Below are 15,242 nucleotides of genomic sequence, written 5' to 3'. Positions count from 1 at the left end.
TTGACTTTTATTTCTAAAGTTATTTACGAAAGAATTTTTCTACTCTAAATCGTCCATGTATTACTTTATAAATAATATTATCAATATAAAAGTATTATTTATAATTTGTAAGTCTTTTGCTTACTATTATATGTATCTACAGGGAGTATTATATTCGATCTTTTAAAAAGGTAAGTTTTAATATTAACGAAAGCTGATGAATCTGTGAGGTTGCTCATGTTTTTGAGGTCTGTCGATATTTTGTAGAAGCTTTGAGCGTAAATCATTAACAATAAAAGAAAAAAGCCAATAAAAATATTGGCTCATAAAAGCGGGGAAGTAATGTTAGCGTAAATCTTTTACTGACTTTCGCTCAACAATAGCAGGTGTCATTTCAAAGATTTGAGGTTCATGATCTTTATTCTTCATACGCTCCATTAAAATTTTAATGGCTGTTTTACCTAAACGACGCTTTGGTTGGTGAATAGTCGTTAGTGGCGGTGCGAAGTAAGGGGCAAGATCAATATTATCGTAGCCAATAATTGAAATATCATTGGGAACGCGTAACCCTGCTTGTTCAAAAGTACTGATCAGTGCCATTGCCATAATATCATTGAAACAGAAAATGGCGGTTGGGCGATCTGTCATTGCAATATACTTCTCAGCAGCCTCAACGGCTGAATTACACTCAAAGTCACCTTCAAGAATCCAGTTTTCGTTAACCGCTAAGTTTGCTTCTGCCATTGCTTTATTAAAGCCTTTTAGGCGTTCACGACATGTTGATTTATCGTTGTGGCCAGACAAGCAACCAATACGAGTATGGCCATGTTCGATAAAATATTTAGTCGCAATGTAGCCACCTTGTTCAGCATTATCCTGAATTTTATCGGTATGCGGGCTTTCTGGGCCCCAATCCATTACCACCATTGGTAGGTCTTTTTGACGCTCAAGTAGATCCAGTAATCTCTGATCAAGATCAGAACACATCACTAATAAACCGTCCACACGCTTTTCGGCAAGCATGCGTAAATAATCATGCTGCTTAGAAAGGTTACCTTCAGTGTTACATAGAATCAGCGTGTAACCTTCACGGTAGCAGTACTCTTCAACGCCATGTACAACTTCAGCAAAAAAAGGGTTGGTTGATTTAGTTACCAGCATACCAATGGTGCGTGTAGTGTTACATTTTAGGCTGCGAGCAACAGCACTTGGTGCGTAATTGAGATCTTCAACGGCTGCCAGTACTTTTTTCTGTGTTGCTTCTGCGACAAAGCGTGTTTTATTGATCACGTGTGAAACTGTTGTCGTTGAAACACCAGCCATACGTGCAACATCTTTAATGGTTGCCATATTTATTCTTCTAATAATGGGTGCTAGAGATGTTTCTAGCTAATCGTGAGGTACCAAATTGAGTAATTACTGAGATGAATATAATTCCATCTTTTTGCGTAAAGTATCCCGTTAATTATTCAATTTGGCACCAATAATGTGTCTATTACATACTTAAATAGTATTAACACTAAAAGCCGCATTTATTCGCGGCTTTATAATTATTGCATGTTTTTCAAGTGTAATCGCTTGCGTTCACATTTTACTGAGTGTTACGCGTAGTGCAACTTTTCAATTGTCTGGGAGTAAATTATTTGATAACTATCAACAAAAAAACGTAAATTTCAGCAATTTTACTGAAATTTACAACAGCCAATTAAAAAAATGATGCACATTAATACTAGGATAGTAGGTAAGGATAACCATGAACAGGATGAGGATGAACAGAAACCTGCCAACCGTAAACGTTGTTAATTATTGCAGGTTGTAATGCTTGCCATGGTGATCCATCAGCTTGAATCTTACCTTGTTGAATGATGACCATACGTTGGGCATATTGCGCAGCTAAGTTGAGATCATGTAATACGATGATAACCGCGGCACCTTTTGCTGCCATGGTTTGTGCCATTTGTAGCGTTTTATGCTGGTGGGCGAGATCTAAGGCAGATGTTGGCTCATCTAACATTAATATACATTTATCATCAGCTTGACTGAGTTGTGTTAGCACGCGTGCAAAATGGATCCGTTGCTTTTCTCCTCCTGATAAAGTGGGATATAAGCGTGGCGCAAGATGAAGAACATCAGTATTACGCATGGTTGTAAGGGTGATATCATCAATTTCTTGGCGTGACAAACAAAGAGGCATTGTGCCAAGTTCAACTACTTCTTTACAGGTAAAGGCGAAAGACAGCGAACTGTGTTGCGGTAAAATACCTAAATGACACGCCAATTCAGATCGTTGCCAATCTTCAATATTGCGATTAAAAAATGTAACCTGACCACTTTCAGGTGTCATTTCACCGCAGAGTATTTTAAGTAATGTGCTTTTACCTGCGCCATTAGGCCCAAGTAGCGCCGTGATCTCACCTGCCTTTATATCAATATTAAAGTCATCTAATAATACTTTTCCTGCTAATGTTAATTGCAAATCACGTGCCGAAATGACAGTTGGGTATGCAGAGGTTACCGTCATGCGATTCTGCCTTTTTGTTTATTTAATAAATAGATGAAGAATGGAGCGCCTAAAATAGCGGTAATAATACCCACGGGGAGTTCTTGTGGTGCAAAAGCACTACGCGCGATCATATCTGCGACAAGTAAAATTAAAGCACCTAGAATAGCTGAGATTGGCAATAACGTTTTATGATTAGGGCCTGAAATCATGCGCCCTAAATGGGGGATTACTAAACCGATAAAGCCAATAGGACCTGTAATAGCAACGGTAATACCGACACCTGCGGCACAAACAATAATCAAACTGCGCTTTAGATGTTGAACATTAACCCCCATATGACGAGCTTCAGCTTCTCCTAATAAAAAGGCGTTCAATGCATTAGCTTGGCGATAACAATAATAATAGATAACAATGAGACTCACAAAGGCAAGGCCGATACCTGACCAAGTCGCACCTGCAAGTGATCCCATTGACCATAATGAAAAATCCCGTAGCGCTTGATCATCGGCAATATAGTTAAGTAACCCCAAACCAGCACCAGAAATAGCACCAATTGCGACACCTGCAAGTAGCATTACAACCACGGATGTGCCGTTTTTATCAGTGCCGAGGTGATACACCAAATATGTGCTCAGCGCGCCACCCAAAAAAGCGAAGAAGGGCACAGCACCAATATTCATTAATAAAGGGTATTGCGCCATTAATGGGGCAAATAAAATGATCGCAAACGCAGCACCTAGGCCAGCACCTCCTGAAATACCAATAATGCCCGGATCGGCAAGAGGATTACGAAACAACCCTTGTAGCACCGCTCCGCAGATCGCAAGTATGGCACCAATCGCAATACACAATAATGTTCGTGGTAAGCGTATTTGATGGATCACTAAATCAACATGGGTGGCGAGTTGATGCTTACCTGGTAATAAAGATAAAAAACTGTCTTTATAACTGATATCCATCGGTCCAATAGCGATAGAGCTTAATAGTGCAAAGAGTAATGCACCTAGACTAATCGAATAAATGACATGGGGTGAAATACGACTAACGTTCATGGTGACATTTATCTCAGATTACGATTGTGGGTAAAAAACATGATTAAGACGCATGGCTTCATTAATACTATGAATGCCTAAGCCACCAATTAATGCCGTACCATCAATCACGGCAATGGCATTATTTTTTGCCGCAGGAGTGGCTTCTAATACCGGCATTTTTTTGATGAGTTGTGCCATATTTTTAATTGAGGCTGTGGTGCGACTGCTAAGTAAAATAATGTCGGGTTGCATTTGCAAAATAGCTTCGGTTGAAACTGGCTTATAGTTTGCAACAACGGCTGCCGCTGGGTTTATCGCCCCCGCTAAAGTAATAATACTGTCTGCTGTGGTATTTTTGCCGGCAACGCTAATTGGTCGCCCATCATGAATCATTAAGAACAATACTTTTTTCGATTGAGTCTGATGAGTATTGTTTTTTTCGATGTTTTTTACCGTCGCTGCGATAGTTTGTTTAAGTTGTTGCGCTTGTTGTGAATGTTGGGTTAAGGCCGCAACTTGATCGATTCTATGCAGTAAATCAGACACAGTTTCACCACCGTTAACAATATCAACTTCAATTCCCGATTGTTTTAAAAGGGTTAATGTTTTGGGTGGTCCCATTTCATCAGAACCAATAATACGAGTGGGGGCTAAAGCAATCAGACTTTCTGCTGACAGTTGACGGTGATAACCGACTTTTGGCAGGTTATTCGCTACAAGGGTTTTACTGGTAACATCAACGGCAATCAATTGCTTTTCAGCCCCTAACGCATTGATGATTTCAGTAATAGCCGCACCAGCACTAATAATTCGAGCAGAACTTGCTTCCGTTTGCGCATGGGCGAGAGGACTAAATATACTTGAAGCGGTGATAAATAGTGTTGCTGATAACAGTATTTTTTGAGAAACATGACGCCAAGGTGAGGCGATAAAAGAACGGTAGCTGTCCATTATTGTTGATCTTCCATTAATAGTTGCGTGGCTTTAATGTCATTTTTTTGTAGAAAAGCTAATAACTTGAGCATTTGTTCTACGGATGCTTTTTTATCAGCACCAATAACGACAGGCTTATCTGAATGTGCTTTTACAGCGGTTAATAATTGCTGTGAAAAGTTGTCCCAGTTGTCGACCGATTGACCGTCTAATGCCCAATAAGGTTCAGTCGCAACCAGATTTATCGTGATCGGATCGGCCTTGGTTGTTTGTAATATTTGGGTCGAGGTCTGCGGTAATTCCACATCTAATGATTTAATTTTTACTGTTGCGGTAAGTAATAAAAACACCATAACAATAAAGATAATATCCAATAAAGGCGTTAAATCAGGATTGAGTTCGTCTGCATTTTGCTGACTATTATTGATACTAATCATGCTGATTTGCCAGTGTAAGCCGGGTTTTCTTCACAAGTATCACACGGCTTTACTGGGCTATTATTGACATCAATGTTCATGCCTTCTAACCATAAATTACAACGATTTAAGCTGTGCTCCAGTTTCGCCATAATGCTATCTGCCCATAAACCTAATAGCTGTGAACCTGTAATCGCGGGCAGGGCAATAATTAAGCCTGCCGCTGTTGTACGCATCGCTAAACCTAAACCATCAGCAAGATCACTTGGTGTAACCGAGCCCGTTGATAGTGCAATGCCTTTAAACATTTCAATTAAGCCCAAAACAGTACCAAGTAGACCTAATAACGGACTAATCACACCAATTAAACTTAGTAATCGTAGCCCTGAACGTAATTGCTGGCGCTGTTGAAGTAACCAAATACCCGCGGCATCTTCACGTAATGGTTTAGTGAAATGACGATGAGAAATAAGCATTGCAATGCCTTTACAAAGTAATGGTCGTTGATGCTTAAGTTGGTCTGCTAACTGATCTAGTGCACGGTCATCATGTCGATTTTGTTTATCTAAAAGGGCGGTGATTTTGGTTTTTCCAACGCCCGTGCAGAGTAGTACTTGTATAAAACGCTCGACGAGAATCATGATCGTTAGTGCTGAGCATGTAAGCAGCGGCCATGTCATAAGGCCAAATTGTTGGGTGAGGTTGTCAATAACAGTCATGGTTTAGTCCAGTTTAAAACGTACAGGGATCTGTACTCGGTGGGCAATCGCCTTACCGTTCACAATATGAGAAGAAAAATGCCATTTCTTAATCGCTGTAATTGCTGCGTTATCTAAGATATGAGCACCGGATGATTTGATTAGTTTTTGCTTGAGTTGTTGTCCTTTTAAGCCAATCCAGACTTCAATCAGTACTTGGCCTTCAATTCCACGACGTTTGGCTAATTTGGGGTAATTTACAGCCCCTGGTCGCGTAACAAAGGTCGGCTTTGACACCAATTGTAATGTTTGCGCGCCCGCATTATTGATAGCGGTTGTTGCTGTTTTGTTTGATTGATTTGACGATGCTTTTACCGGTTTTAATGCAGCCTTGTTATCTGTCGTCGCTGTGGGTGCAACGGCTGGTGATATTTGTTTTATGTTTTTTGTGTGTGTGAGTGTTTTTTTCTTTACTGAAGTGACGTTTTTTTTGATCGGTGGCGCTATCTTTTTCTTTGGTGTTAGTGTTTTTTTAGGCGTCGATGCTTTTTTAGGTGCCGTTTTATCCACTGTTGTGGTCTTTGCTAAGCGCTTCATAGTCGATATAACTGGGGGCTTTACTGGCGCTGACTTTGTTGGTACTGATTCTGTTGGGGTGGATACTGGCGTTACCGTTGGTGGTGTTTTCGCCACAGCAGGTGGAACTGCAACGAAGGTTAAACTAACGTGCGGAGTATCGCTTCCCATCGTCAATGTGATGGGATCTTTGGTTGGCATAGCTGCAAGAAACATACTGTGAACCAATAATGAAACCGCCCCTGCGGCAACGTAACGTTTTGTATTCACTATTATTACCTAAAAATAACACTAAAAAGAATGTCGTCGATAGTGATTGAATATTGATGCAAAATATCACCTCCGGTGTGCGTTATCCGTTTTGTAAGCTTTTTCATATAGTTAGTAACATTATGATTAATATTGCTACTTTATTTTTAGCTATTATCCATGAAATGCGAATAATATCAATTATCATTTGCAATATTATTCAATGCAAAATATCATGCTTTCAAATGAGATTAAGAATCATTGATGGGAATGGCAATGCACCGTTTCTGCTCTGAACGCTTGCAATAAACAGCTTAAAAAGTGATAGCAAATAATCATAAATGATGTGATGTGTGTCGATTTGTCGCCAACCTTATCGAAATCACACGTTACAAGTTACTGAAGAGGGGCTAGTGAACATAGCCATTAATATGATAAATGCCGAACAATCCATATTGCCTATAAAGACACCCGCTAGTTTGGATATATCTAGTTTTGGTGCTGAAATTCTTGGAGAAAATACGCCAGATCCGTTGCGATTTGGTTTTCGACGTAAATTATCGGCACATGCTGGTGGTGGTAGTCATAACCCTATTACGCCAGATCAAATACAGCCGTTAGCACAACAGATTTTGCAGCAGACAGACTCGCCTTTTAATAAGCGTTGTTTATACGTTCATATTCCATTTTGTCGTGTACGTTGTACCTATTGCAGCTTTTTTGAATATGCGTCGAGCCAACGTTTGATTGATGATTATTTTGCAGCATTAATGGTTGAGCTTAAATATAAAGCCGCTCAGCCATGGACGCAGGCGGCACCTTTTCAAGCGGTTTATATTGGTGGTGGTACTCCGACAGATTTAACTGCGGCACAAATTAAGCAACTCGGTACTATGATTCGCCATCACTTTCCGTTAGCCACCGATTGTGAGTTAACCCTAGAAGGGCGTATTAATCGTTTCAGTGATGAGATGTTTGAGTCGGCACTTGAAGGCGGGTTTAACCGTTTTTCTTTTGGCGTACAAAGTTTTGATACGCAAGTGCGTCGTAAAGCAAAACGTCTAGATGATCGTGACGTAGTGTTGAAACGCGTCAGTGAGTTAGCGGCAACCGATCAAGCGCCAATTGTGATTGATTTACTTTATGGGCTGCCTTATCAGAATCTTGATGTGTGGCAACATGATTTGAATGATTTCCTTGATTCTGGTGCCCACGGTGTTGATTTATATCAGTTGATTGAAATGGGTAATACGCCAATGGGAAAAATGGTCGAACAAGGCCGTTTACCAGAGCCTGCCGATACTATGACTAAAGCGTCAATGTTTGAGATGGGGGTAGATTATATGGCTAAACATCATCTACGCCGTTTAAGTGTTAATCATTGGGCACGCGATAACCGCGAACGCAGTTGTTATAACAGCCTTGCTAAAACCACCGCAGAAGTTTTACCGCTAGGGGCGGGGGCTGGTGGGAATGTTGGTGGTTATGGGTATATGCAACATCGCAAACTTGAACGCTATATGGATGATGTTAGTCATCAGCGGATTCCACTCGCGATGATGGTTAAATCATCACCTCATGCCGCGGTTAATACGGCAATTAAAGCAGCGTTTGATCGCGGAGTGATAATTGCGAAAGAATTAGATAAACAAGCGGGTTGGCCATTGTTTGATTATTACATGCCATTATTTCAACAATGGCAGCAACATGGTTTTGTCGAAATAGAACAACTAGGGCATCACCGTTATTTAAATCTGACGTTAGCAGGGCAATTTTGGGCGGTAACGCTGGCGCAAGCATTGATTCAAGTAATAACTACCGCAGCTGTAAAAGCTCAACCACAACCGTGTGTAAATTAAATACATTGGCTAATTGTAATTAAAAGGATGATAACTGTGTTTACTCGCTATTCTCATGATGAATTAAAAACGAAAGTTGCTCAAATACTGCAACAGGATGAAAAGCTTCATGCCGGAGCTATTGCTGAACAACTTCAGGTGACAGAAGGTGAAGTGGTGTTATCACTGCCATCGGAGTTAGTTTTCCCACTGGCTGGTAATATGGCACAAACCATTGTTGAGGCTTTACCGAGTTGGGGCCCTGTTACTACCATCGTGCATTCAATGGGATCTATCTTTGAAGTCAAAGCACCGTTTCCCAAAGGAAAATTAGCCCGAGGCTACTATAATTTAATGGGTAAAGAGGGTGAACTTCATGGCCATCTACGATTAGATTTAGTTGAGCATATTGCATTAGTGAGTAAGCCATTTATGGGTCAAGAAAGCCATTTTATAGGCTTCTTTGCTGAGCAGGGTGAATGTGTATTTAAAGTCTATTTAGGGCGAGATAAACAGCGCAACTTATTCTCAGATCAAATTGAAAAATTTCAACAGCTCAAACTACTCGTAAATTAAATGTTTGGTTTATGAGAAGCGGTCATTAGTAAAAAGAACCATTATTTTAAAAACATGAGTTAAAAATATAATAACTACATAAAAATAGAATGTTAGTCAGTCTGCATTAAAAAGGAAGAAGGGAAATAAAATGGGTGAAGTAAAACAAGAACGACTGCAAAACCGCTTAGGACCAGAGATTAAAGAATTTCGTGAAGCGTGTTTAACACTGCAACTGGCGACGGTTGATATTAATGGTAAACCCAATGTGAGTTATGCACCTTTTGCGTTACTTGATGATGGGTATTACGTCTTAATTAGTCAGATTGCCAAGCATGCGCGTAATTTACTGGAAAATCCTCAAGTTTCTCTCATGATGATTGAAGATGAAACCACGGCCAAAACATTGTATGCCCGCAAGCGACTAACGTTTGAAGCGAATGTCAGTGTGGTTGAACGTAACACCGATCGCTGGACCTCTGCTGTGGCTAAATTACGTGATCGTTTTGGTGAGATTGTTGACGGCTTAAGTGGCTTAGAAGATTTTGTCTTATTCCGCTTAGCACCAACACAAGGGCTATTTGTAAAAGGGTTTGGTAAAGCGTTTCAAGTTAGTGGTGATGATTTAGTGGATTTTGTTCATTTAGAACAAGGCCACCGTCGGATTAAAGATGGTTCTGAAATTGAAACGCCAACGGATAAATTATAAATAGCATTTGTGCGCAGTAACAAAACAAATCCATGCCTGCTGATTTATCGCAGGCATGGTTCGTTTAGGGCGTTATAGCAGACCCTAGCGACAGCAATGATCGAGAAGTTGATCCCGATCATCGTAATTTAGAGCGAAACTTGAACTCAAGTAAATATCAGTGATAATTAACGCATACATTGCTTATTTATTCGGATCATATGATGACGGAAGAACATAAAAAGGGTATCTGGTTTGCGTATATTGCCAGCTTTCTAACCCCGTTTACTTTATTATTATCAGGAATTATCGCCATTATTTATGCTGGTTATAAACTTGATAAAGGCGCAGATGAAGTTGCCTATAGCCACTATTACACCATTATTCGTAGCTTCTTTTTGTTTCTTACTTTTTTTGTGGTGTTGGGTGTGTCGGCAGCAACAACAACGGGCATGATTGCAGGTGCTGAATACTGGATTCATAGTGAGATTTTAGATAAGGCATTGAACGTATTACCGTTTATCGGTGGTGCTATTGCTATCGTTGCGGTAGTGGTGTGGTTTGCAAAAATCATTAATGGTATGAAATTGTTAAGTCAAAACCAAGCGGTTAAGTTGTAACGTATATTTACCGTAATTTGATATAAAAAATTAGATATAAAAAAAGGATAATCGTTTGATTATCCTTTTTTTTGAATAAAAGCTTATTCAGTTATTTTGCGCAATTATTTTTTAAATTGCATAACAAGTTGATCTAATTGTTTTAGTAGATCAGTTGTTTTTGAATCTTGCTTTTTCATTGCATCAATAACGTCATCTTGTACTTGTTTGTCTTGCTTGCTGATTGCAGGATCATTCAAGATTGAACGTTGTTGCTTCTCAAGCGTAGTACGAATAGTTGTGAATTCTTTAATCAACTCAGTGCGCTTGTCATTTGAAATGTCTTTCTTCGTTGCTTCAACTTGGATTTCTTGAGCACGCTTGATTAGTTTTTCTGGTTGGTAGCCCATTGCTTTAACTTTATTGTTAAATGCTGTTTCGTAAGCTTTCATCTCAGTGATCAGTTGCGGGTTTGCTTTTAATGTCTTCACACGAATAGCGGCAAGTTCTTGCTGGATTTTACCAATTTCAGCGGCAACGTGTTGTTGCTCTGCTGTGATTTTTTGAGATGCTACCACAGAGGCATTCGGAGCATCTTGAGCCATCGCTACTGTTGGTGCAGCTGCAAATGCACAAGCTAACGCAACGGGTGCAGCTAATTTTAGAAGCTTGGTTTTTAAGTTAGATGTTTTTGTTTGCATTATGGTTTCTCTTTTGTTCGATGAATAACATTCTTATTCAAGAAGGCGTGAGAGAGCATTAGAAAGCAAGTCTCATCGTGATTAATCTTGAAGTGCTTATGACATAACATACGCGTCAAAATTTAGGGTTATGTCATATCATTGTCATTAAGTCTGAAGCTAAACTGAATTGTAAACGCATACTTTAGCAGTTCATCAGTAAGGACGATATATATATATAATCAATCTAATGATCCGCTAAATAAATTATCACACAAATTGATTTATCCGCTTAAAGCATAGATAATCGATTCTCATAATTCTCAGAATTTGAGTGTTCAATAATCTGAACTGAATCCTGTTTAATTTTCCTACCGTTTAGCCATTTTTTGATTAAAACGATAGCTGAAATCCCCTCTATGCTGGAGTTCATATGTGCCAAGATTGCGGTTGTTCATTACCGAGAGGTGATCACCATCATCACCAACTACAAGCAAACCCACAATTAAATGATAAAAAGACATTATCCGTTATCCATAAAATTCTAGATAAGAATGATGTTGAGGCTACGCATAATCGTGCCCATTTTGAAGCACAAAATGTGACGGCATTTAATTTGATGAGTAGTCCTGGTAGCGGTAAAACCACATTACTGGAGCATTTACATAAGTACACCGATTTAAAATACGCAGTTATTGAAGGTGATCTAGAGACTTCGCGTGATGCTGATCGCTTAAAAGCACACGGTATTGACGCATACCAAATTCAAACTGGTTCTGCATGCCATCTTGATGCCTTCATGGTGCATGGCGCATTACACCATGTTGATCTTAAAAATCTTGATATTTGCTTTGTTGAGAACGTGGGTAACTTAGTTTGTCCTGCAAGTTACGATGTGGGTACGCATAAAAATATTGTTTTAGTTTCTGTTCCAGAAGGTGACGACAAGATTGAAAAATACCCAGTGATGTTCCGTCGTGCGGATGTGGTTTTGATCACTAAATGCGATCTATTACCGTATTTTGATTTCAGTGTTGATGAAGCAAAAGCACAACTGAAGAAACTGAATCCTGATGTCGAAGTGATTACGCTATCAACCAAAGATGAAACAACTTTTGCGCCTTTAGTTAAGTGGTTAACTGCTAATCAACGTCCACAGGAAGCGTAATTATGTGTTTATCGATTCCATCGCAAGTTGTAGAGATTCACGAAGATAATACCGTCACGGTTGATACTATGGGCGTAAAACGTCGCGTAAGTTGTCATCTATTAATGGACCCACTTGCTATTGGTGAGTATGTATTGATCCATATCGGTTTTGTCATGAGCAAAATCGACGATAAAGATGCACAAGAAAGTCTTGAAATGTATCAGTTTATTATGGATGAATCAGGGCCACTTCCAATATGAGTTTCGATTTAAAAAAACTGTATGAAGGCTTTCGCGATGCCGATACAGTATTAAGTTTAGCTGAACAGATTAAGCAACTTGCAGTTGATTTACCTGAGCCGATGCAAGTAATGGAAGTGTGTGGTGGTCATACACATACCATTATGAAGTATGGTTTAAAGCAGCTATTACCCGAGAATATTGATTTTATTCACGGCCCTGGCTGTCCTGTGTGTGTGATGCCTAAAGAGCGCATTGATCACGCTGCGGCATTAGCGAGTCAACCTAATGTGATTTTAGTGACATTGGGCGACATGATTCGTGTTCCTGGTTCAAAAGGCAGCTTGGCACAATATCGCGCTAAAGGGTGCGATATTCGACCAATTTACGATCCGTTAGATTGTTTAACCATAGCGCTTGATAATCCTGATAAAGACGTAGTTTTCTTTGCGATTGGTTTTGAAACCTCAACCCCAATGACGGCGATTTTGATTGAACTTGCCGAGCAACGTCAGATCAATAACCTTTATTTTCATATTAACCATGTATTAGTGCCACCTGCAATTGATGTAGTAATGGCTGATCCTGCGGTGAAAGTGAATGCGTTTATTGGTCCTTCACATGTAAGTGTTATTGAAGGTGCCAAAATTTATCGCTCGGTAGTTGAAAAATATCAAACGCCAGTCGTGGTTGCAGGGTTTGAACCGGTTGATGTGATGGAATCTATTCTGCGCTTAACCAAGCAAAGAGTAGCAGGCATTGCTGAACTTGATGTGCAATATACTCGCGCGGTAACAGAAGAAGGTAACACGGTTGCTCAAGCGGCGGTTAAACGTTGTTTTGATATTCGTGATAGTTTCCGCTGGCGTGGTTTAGGGCCGATTGCTAACTCTGCATTACAACTTAATGCAAAATACCGCCATCGTGATGCTGAAATTAAATTTGCTGCTTGCTTGCCAATGACGCCTATTGATGATCATAAAGCGTGTCAATGTGGTGATATTCTACGCGGTTTAGCAAAGCCAAAAGATTGTAAAGTCTTTGGTCGTGGTTGTACGCCACAAACGCCACTTGGCAGTTGCATGGTGAGTTCAGAAGGTGCGTGTAATGCGTATTTCCGTTACCGAGGTGTAAAATGAGTGAACAAGATTTCTCCGCTTTATCGACTACAAAGTCTATTCAACTAAGTCATGGCGGTGGCGGTCAGGAAATGAATAAACTCATTAAAGGTTTATTCTTTAAAGCGTTTGATAATGCGATTCTGCGTAGCGAAGAAGATGCTGCAGTATTAACCCTTGAAGGTAAAACTGCCTTTACTACTGATTCATTTACAGTGTCACCGTTGTTTTTTGCTGGTGGTAACATTGGTAAATTAGCCATTGCAGGCACTGTGAATGATTTAGCGATGATGGGTGCACAACCGCAATATTTAAGTTGTAGTGTGATTATCGAAGAAGGTTTTGAAATCGATAAGCTTAAAACCATCGTGAGTAGCATGGCCAACGAGTTAAGCATCTCTGGTGCTAAAATCGTTTGTGGTGATACTAAAGTGGTGCCTAAAGGTTGTGCTGACGGTATTTTCATTAATACCACCGGTGTTGGCAAAATCATGCAAACAGGCATTTCAGTGCGTAACCTTGCTGATGGTGATGCAATTATTGTTTCGCGCGATGTCGGTCGTCATGGCGCGGCTATTTTAATGGCGCGTGAAGGCTTAACCCTTGAATCAGAGCTTATCAGTGATTGCAATACGCTATGGCCTGCGGTTGAAGCATTAATTGCGGCAGGGCTTGATATTCATGCAATGCGTGATGCAACCCGTGGCGGTTTATCTGCGGTATTAAATGAATGGGCGCAAGCCTCTGATGTGGGTATCAACCTTGTTGAAGATGATGTGCCTGTCAGTGAAGAAGTGCGTGGCCTATGTGAATTATACGGGTTTGAACCGTTTGATTTAGCCAACGAAGGCACGTTCATTATTGCATTGCCCCAAGCACAAGCGCAAAAAGCATTAGAAGTGCTTGAAGCCTTTGCCGCTTGTGAAAACGCAGCTGTGATTGGTTCAGTTAATAATGAACATACGGGTCGTGTAATTCTAACCAGTGGTTGGGGTAGTCGTCGTTATCTTGACCTTCCTCAAGGTGAATTATTACCGAGGATCTGTTAATGCACGAGTATTCCATTGTTGGCGCTTTAATCGAACAATGCGAACAACATGCTCGTGATAACAATGCAGACAAAGTCACCCGTGTTGCGATTAAAGTCGGCATTTTAAGTGGGGTAGAACCTGCCTTACTTGAAACCGCTTTTCAGACTTTTAAGCTGGAAGGTATTTGCCATGACGCTGAGTTTGAAATGAACATTCAGCCGCTGGTGTTATCCTGCCTCGAATGTGGACAAGAAACCACTCATAACGAGCGCAGCATTATTTGTCAGCATTGCGGTAGTAATCGCACCCATGTTTTAGATGGTGAAGATCTAATGCTCATGCAGCTAGAAGTCGAGCAAAGCCAAGACGCATAAGCAGCGATTATCGTTAAAAAAGGCCATATCAGTTAATGCTGGTATGGCCTTTTTTATTGGAGGAAAATCAGGTTCGAGTCATCGAGTCATCGAGTCATCGAGTCATCGAGTCATCGAGTCATCGAGTCATCGAGTCATCGAGTCATCGAGTTACTTTACCTCTCCGTCATTCCCTACAGTGAATGCCCGCGAGGGCGATAGGGAATCTACTATCCGCGCGTTGTAGAGTGCTTGTTTTTGTTGATGTCTGTGATGCTCAAACATGCGGTGAATAGATCCCGGATAGTTTCGTTCCTCAACTTCCGGGATGACGGATAATAGGCTGCATCATTTTCAACAATAAATGCACAAACCAATCTCGACACTATTTACAACGAATGCCCGCGAGGGCGATAGGGAATCTACTATCCACGCGTTGTAGAATACTTTTTTTGCTGATGTCTGTAATGCTCAAGCACGCGGTGAATAGATCCCGGATAGTTTCGTTCCTCAACTTTCAGGATGACGGGAAAATAACCTTTGTCATTTCCTCCAATGAATGCCCGTGAGGGCGATAGGGAATCTACTATTCGCGCGTTGTAG

General features: G+C 40.4%; 17 protein-coding genes. 9 read left to right on the top strand and 8 right to left on the bottom strand.

All coding sequences use genetic code 11. From position 1 onward, the window contains the following. Nucleotides 1-324: 324 nt before the first annotated feature. From purR to VXS03_RS07755, 7 genes are all read right to left on the bottom strand, one after another. The gene (gene purR, locus VXS03_RS07785; protein WP_327763034.1) at nucleotides 325-1,329 is read right to left on the bottom strand and encodes an HTH-type transcriptional repressor PurR; all 1,005 of its coding nucleotides are present in this window, start codon (nucleotides 1,327-1,329) and stop codon (nucleotides 325-327) included. Nucleotides 1,330-1,708: 379 nt separating this feature from the next. Then, nucleotides 1,709-2,500: a heme ABC transporter ATP-binding protein gene (locus tag VXS03_RS07780; protein WP_327763032.1), complete on the bottom strand. Its 792-nt coding sequence runs from the start codon at nucleotides 2,498-2,500 to the stop codon at nucleotides 1,709-1,711. Further along, nucleotides 2,497-3,534 (bottom strand): FecCD family ABC transporter permease, encoded by a 1,038-nt coding sequence (locus VXS03_RS07775; RefSeq protein ID WP_327763031.1) that lies wholly within the window; start codon nucleotides 3,532-3,534, stop codon nucleotides 2,497-2,499. The genes VXS03_RS07780 and VXS03_RS07775 overlap by 4 nt, the downstream gene beginning before the upstream one ends. A gap of 18 nt (nucleotides 3,535-3,552) precedes the next feature. Further along, entirely contained in the window at nucleotides 3,553-4,467 is a 915-nt protein-coding gene (locus VXS03_RS07770) for a heme/hemin ABC transporter substrate-binding protein (protein ID WP_327763030.1), read from the bottom strand. Then, nucleotides 4,467-4,886: an ExbD/TolR family protein gene (locus VXS03_RS07765; protein ID WP_297478537.1), complete on the bottom strand. Its 420-nt coding sequence runs from the start codon at nucleotides 4,884-4,886 to the stop codon at nucleotides 4,467-4,469. The genes VXS03_RS07770 and VXS03_RS07765 overlap by 1 nt, the downstream gene beginning before the upstream one ends. Continuing rightward, on the bottom strand, nucleotides 4,883-5,584 hold the full coding sequence (locus VXS03_RS07760) for a MotA/TolQ/ExbB proton channel family protein (RefSeq protein WP_327763029.1): 702 nt from the start codon (nucleotides 5,582-5,584) through the stop codon (nucleotides 4,883-4,885). Before VXS03_RS07760 ends, VXS03_RS07765 begins: the two co-directional genes overlap by 4 nt. Before the next feature lie 3 nt (nucleotides 5,585-5,587). Then, entirely contained in the window at nucleotides 5,588-6,409 is an 822-nt protein-coding gene (locus tag VXS03_RS07755) for an energy transducer TonB (protein WP_327763028.1), read from the bottom strand. A gap of 410 nt (nucleotides 6,410-6,819) precedes the next feature. On the opposite strand from VXS03_RS07755, the gene hutW reads away from it, so the two are divergent. From hutW to VXS03_RS07735, 4 genes are all read left to right on the top strand, one after another. Further along, nucleotides 6,820-8,247: a heme anaerobic degradation radical SAM methyltransferase ChuW/HutW gene (hutW, locus tag VXS03_RS07750; protein WP_327763136.1), complete on the top strand. Its 1,428-nt coding sequence runs from the start codon at nucleotides 6,820-6,822 to the stop codon at nucleotides 8,245-8,247. A gap of 27 nt (nucleotides 8,248-8,274) precedes the next feature. Continuing rightward, nucleotides 8,275-8,802 (top strand): heme utilization cystosolic carrier protein HutX, encoded by a 528-nt coding sequence (gene hutX / locus VXS03_RS07745; protein ID WP_394165655.1) that lies wholly within the window; start codon nucleotides 8,275-8,277, stop codon nucleotides 8,800-8,802. A gap of 130 nt (nucleotides 8,803-8,932) precedes the next feature. Then, entirely contained in the window at nucleotides 8,933-9,490 is a 558-nt protein-coding gene (hutZ, locus tag VXS03_RS07740) for a heme utilization protein HutZ (protein WP_327763026.1), read from the top strand. A 203-nt stretch (nucleotides 9,491-9,693) separates the two neighbouring features. Next, nucleotides 9,694-10,089: a hypothetical protein gene (locus VXS03_RS07735; protein ID WP_327763134.1), complete on the top strand. Its 396-nt coding sequence runs from the start codon at nucleotides 9,694-9,696 to the stop codon at nucleotides 10,087-10,089. 104 nt (nucleotides 10,090-10,193) lie between these two features. Here VXS03_RS07735 and VXS03_RS07730 read toward each other — a convergent pair whose 3' ends face one another. Next, a complete protein-coding gene (locus tag VXS03_RS07730; RefSeq protein WP_080157653.1) occupies nucleotides 10,194-10,769 on the bottom strand; it encodes a hypothetical protein in 576 nt (191 codons plus the stop codon). 412 nt (nucleotides 10,770-11,181) lie between these two features. On the opposite strand from VXS03_RS07730, the gene hypB reads away from it, so the two are divergent. The 5 genes from hypB to hypA are packed head-to-tail and all read left to right on the top strand — an operon-like array spanning nucleotide 11,182 to nucleotide 14,660. Beyond that, complete coding sequence (gene hypB, locus VXS03_RS07725; protein ID WP_327763024.1) at nucleotides 11,182-11,916, top strand: hydrogenase nickel incorporation protein HypB; 735 nt, start codon at nucleotides 11,182-11,184, stop codon at nucleotides 11,914-11,916. A gap of 2 nt (nucleotides 11,917-11,918) precedes the next feature. Then, entirely contained in the window at nucleotides 11,919-12,158 is a 240-nt protein-coding gene (locus VXS03_RS07720) for a HypC/HybG/HupF family hydrogenase formation chaperone (protein WP_080157651.1), read from the top strand. Continuing rightward, entirely contained in the window at nucleotides 12,155-13,276 is a 1,122-nt protein-coding gene (gene hypD, locus VXS03_RS07715) for a hydrogenase formation protein HypD (protein ID WP_327763022.1), read from the top strand. The genes VXS03_RS07720 and hypD overlap by 4 nt, the downstream gene beginning before the upstream one ends. Beyond that, complete coding sequence (hypE, locus tag VXS03_RS07710; protein ID WP_327763021.1) at nucleotides 13,273-14,304, top strand: hydrogenase expression/formation protein HypE; 1,032 nt, start codon at nucleotides 13,273-13,275, stop codon at nucleotides 14,302-14,304. Before hypD ends, hypE begins: the two co-directional genes overlap by 4 nt. After that, nucleotides 14,304-14,660: a hydrogenase maturation nickel metallochaperone HypA gene (hypA, locus tag VXS03_RS07705; protein WP_327763020.1), complete on the top strand. Its 357-nt coding sequence runs from the start codon at nucleotides 14,304-14,306 to the stop codon at nucleotides 14,658-14,660. Before hypE ends, hypA begins: the two co-directional genes overlap by 1 nt. The last annotated feature ends 582 nt before the right edge of the window (nucleotides 14,661-15,242 follow it).

Origin of the sequence: Photobacterium sp. S4TG1 (assembly GCF_036040035.1) — a bacterium.
Lineage (GTDB): Bacteria > Pseudomonadota > Gammaproteobacteria > Enterobacterales > Vibrionaceae > Photobacterium.
This window is presented reverse-complemented; position numbering and strand designations above follow the sequence as displayed.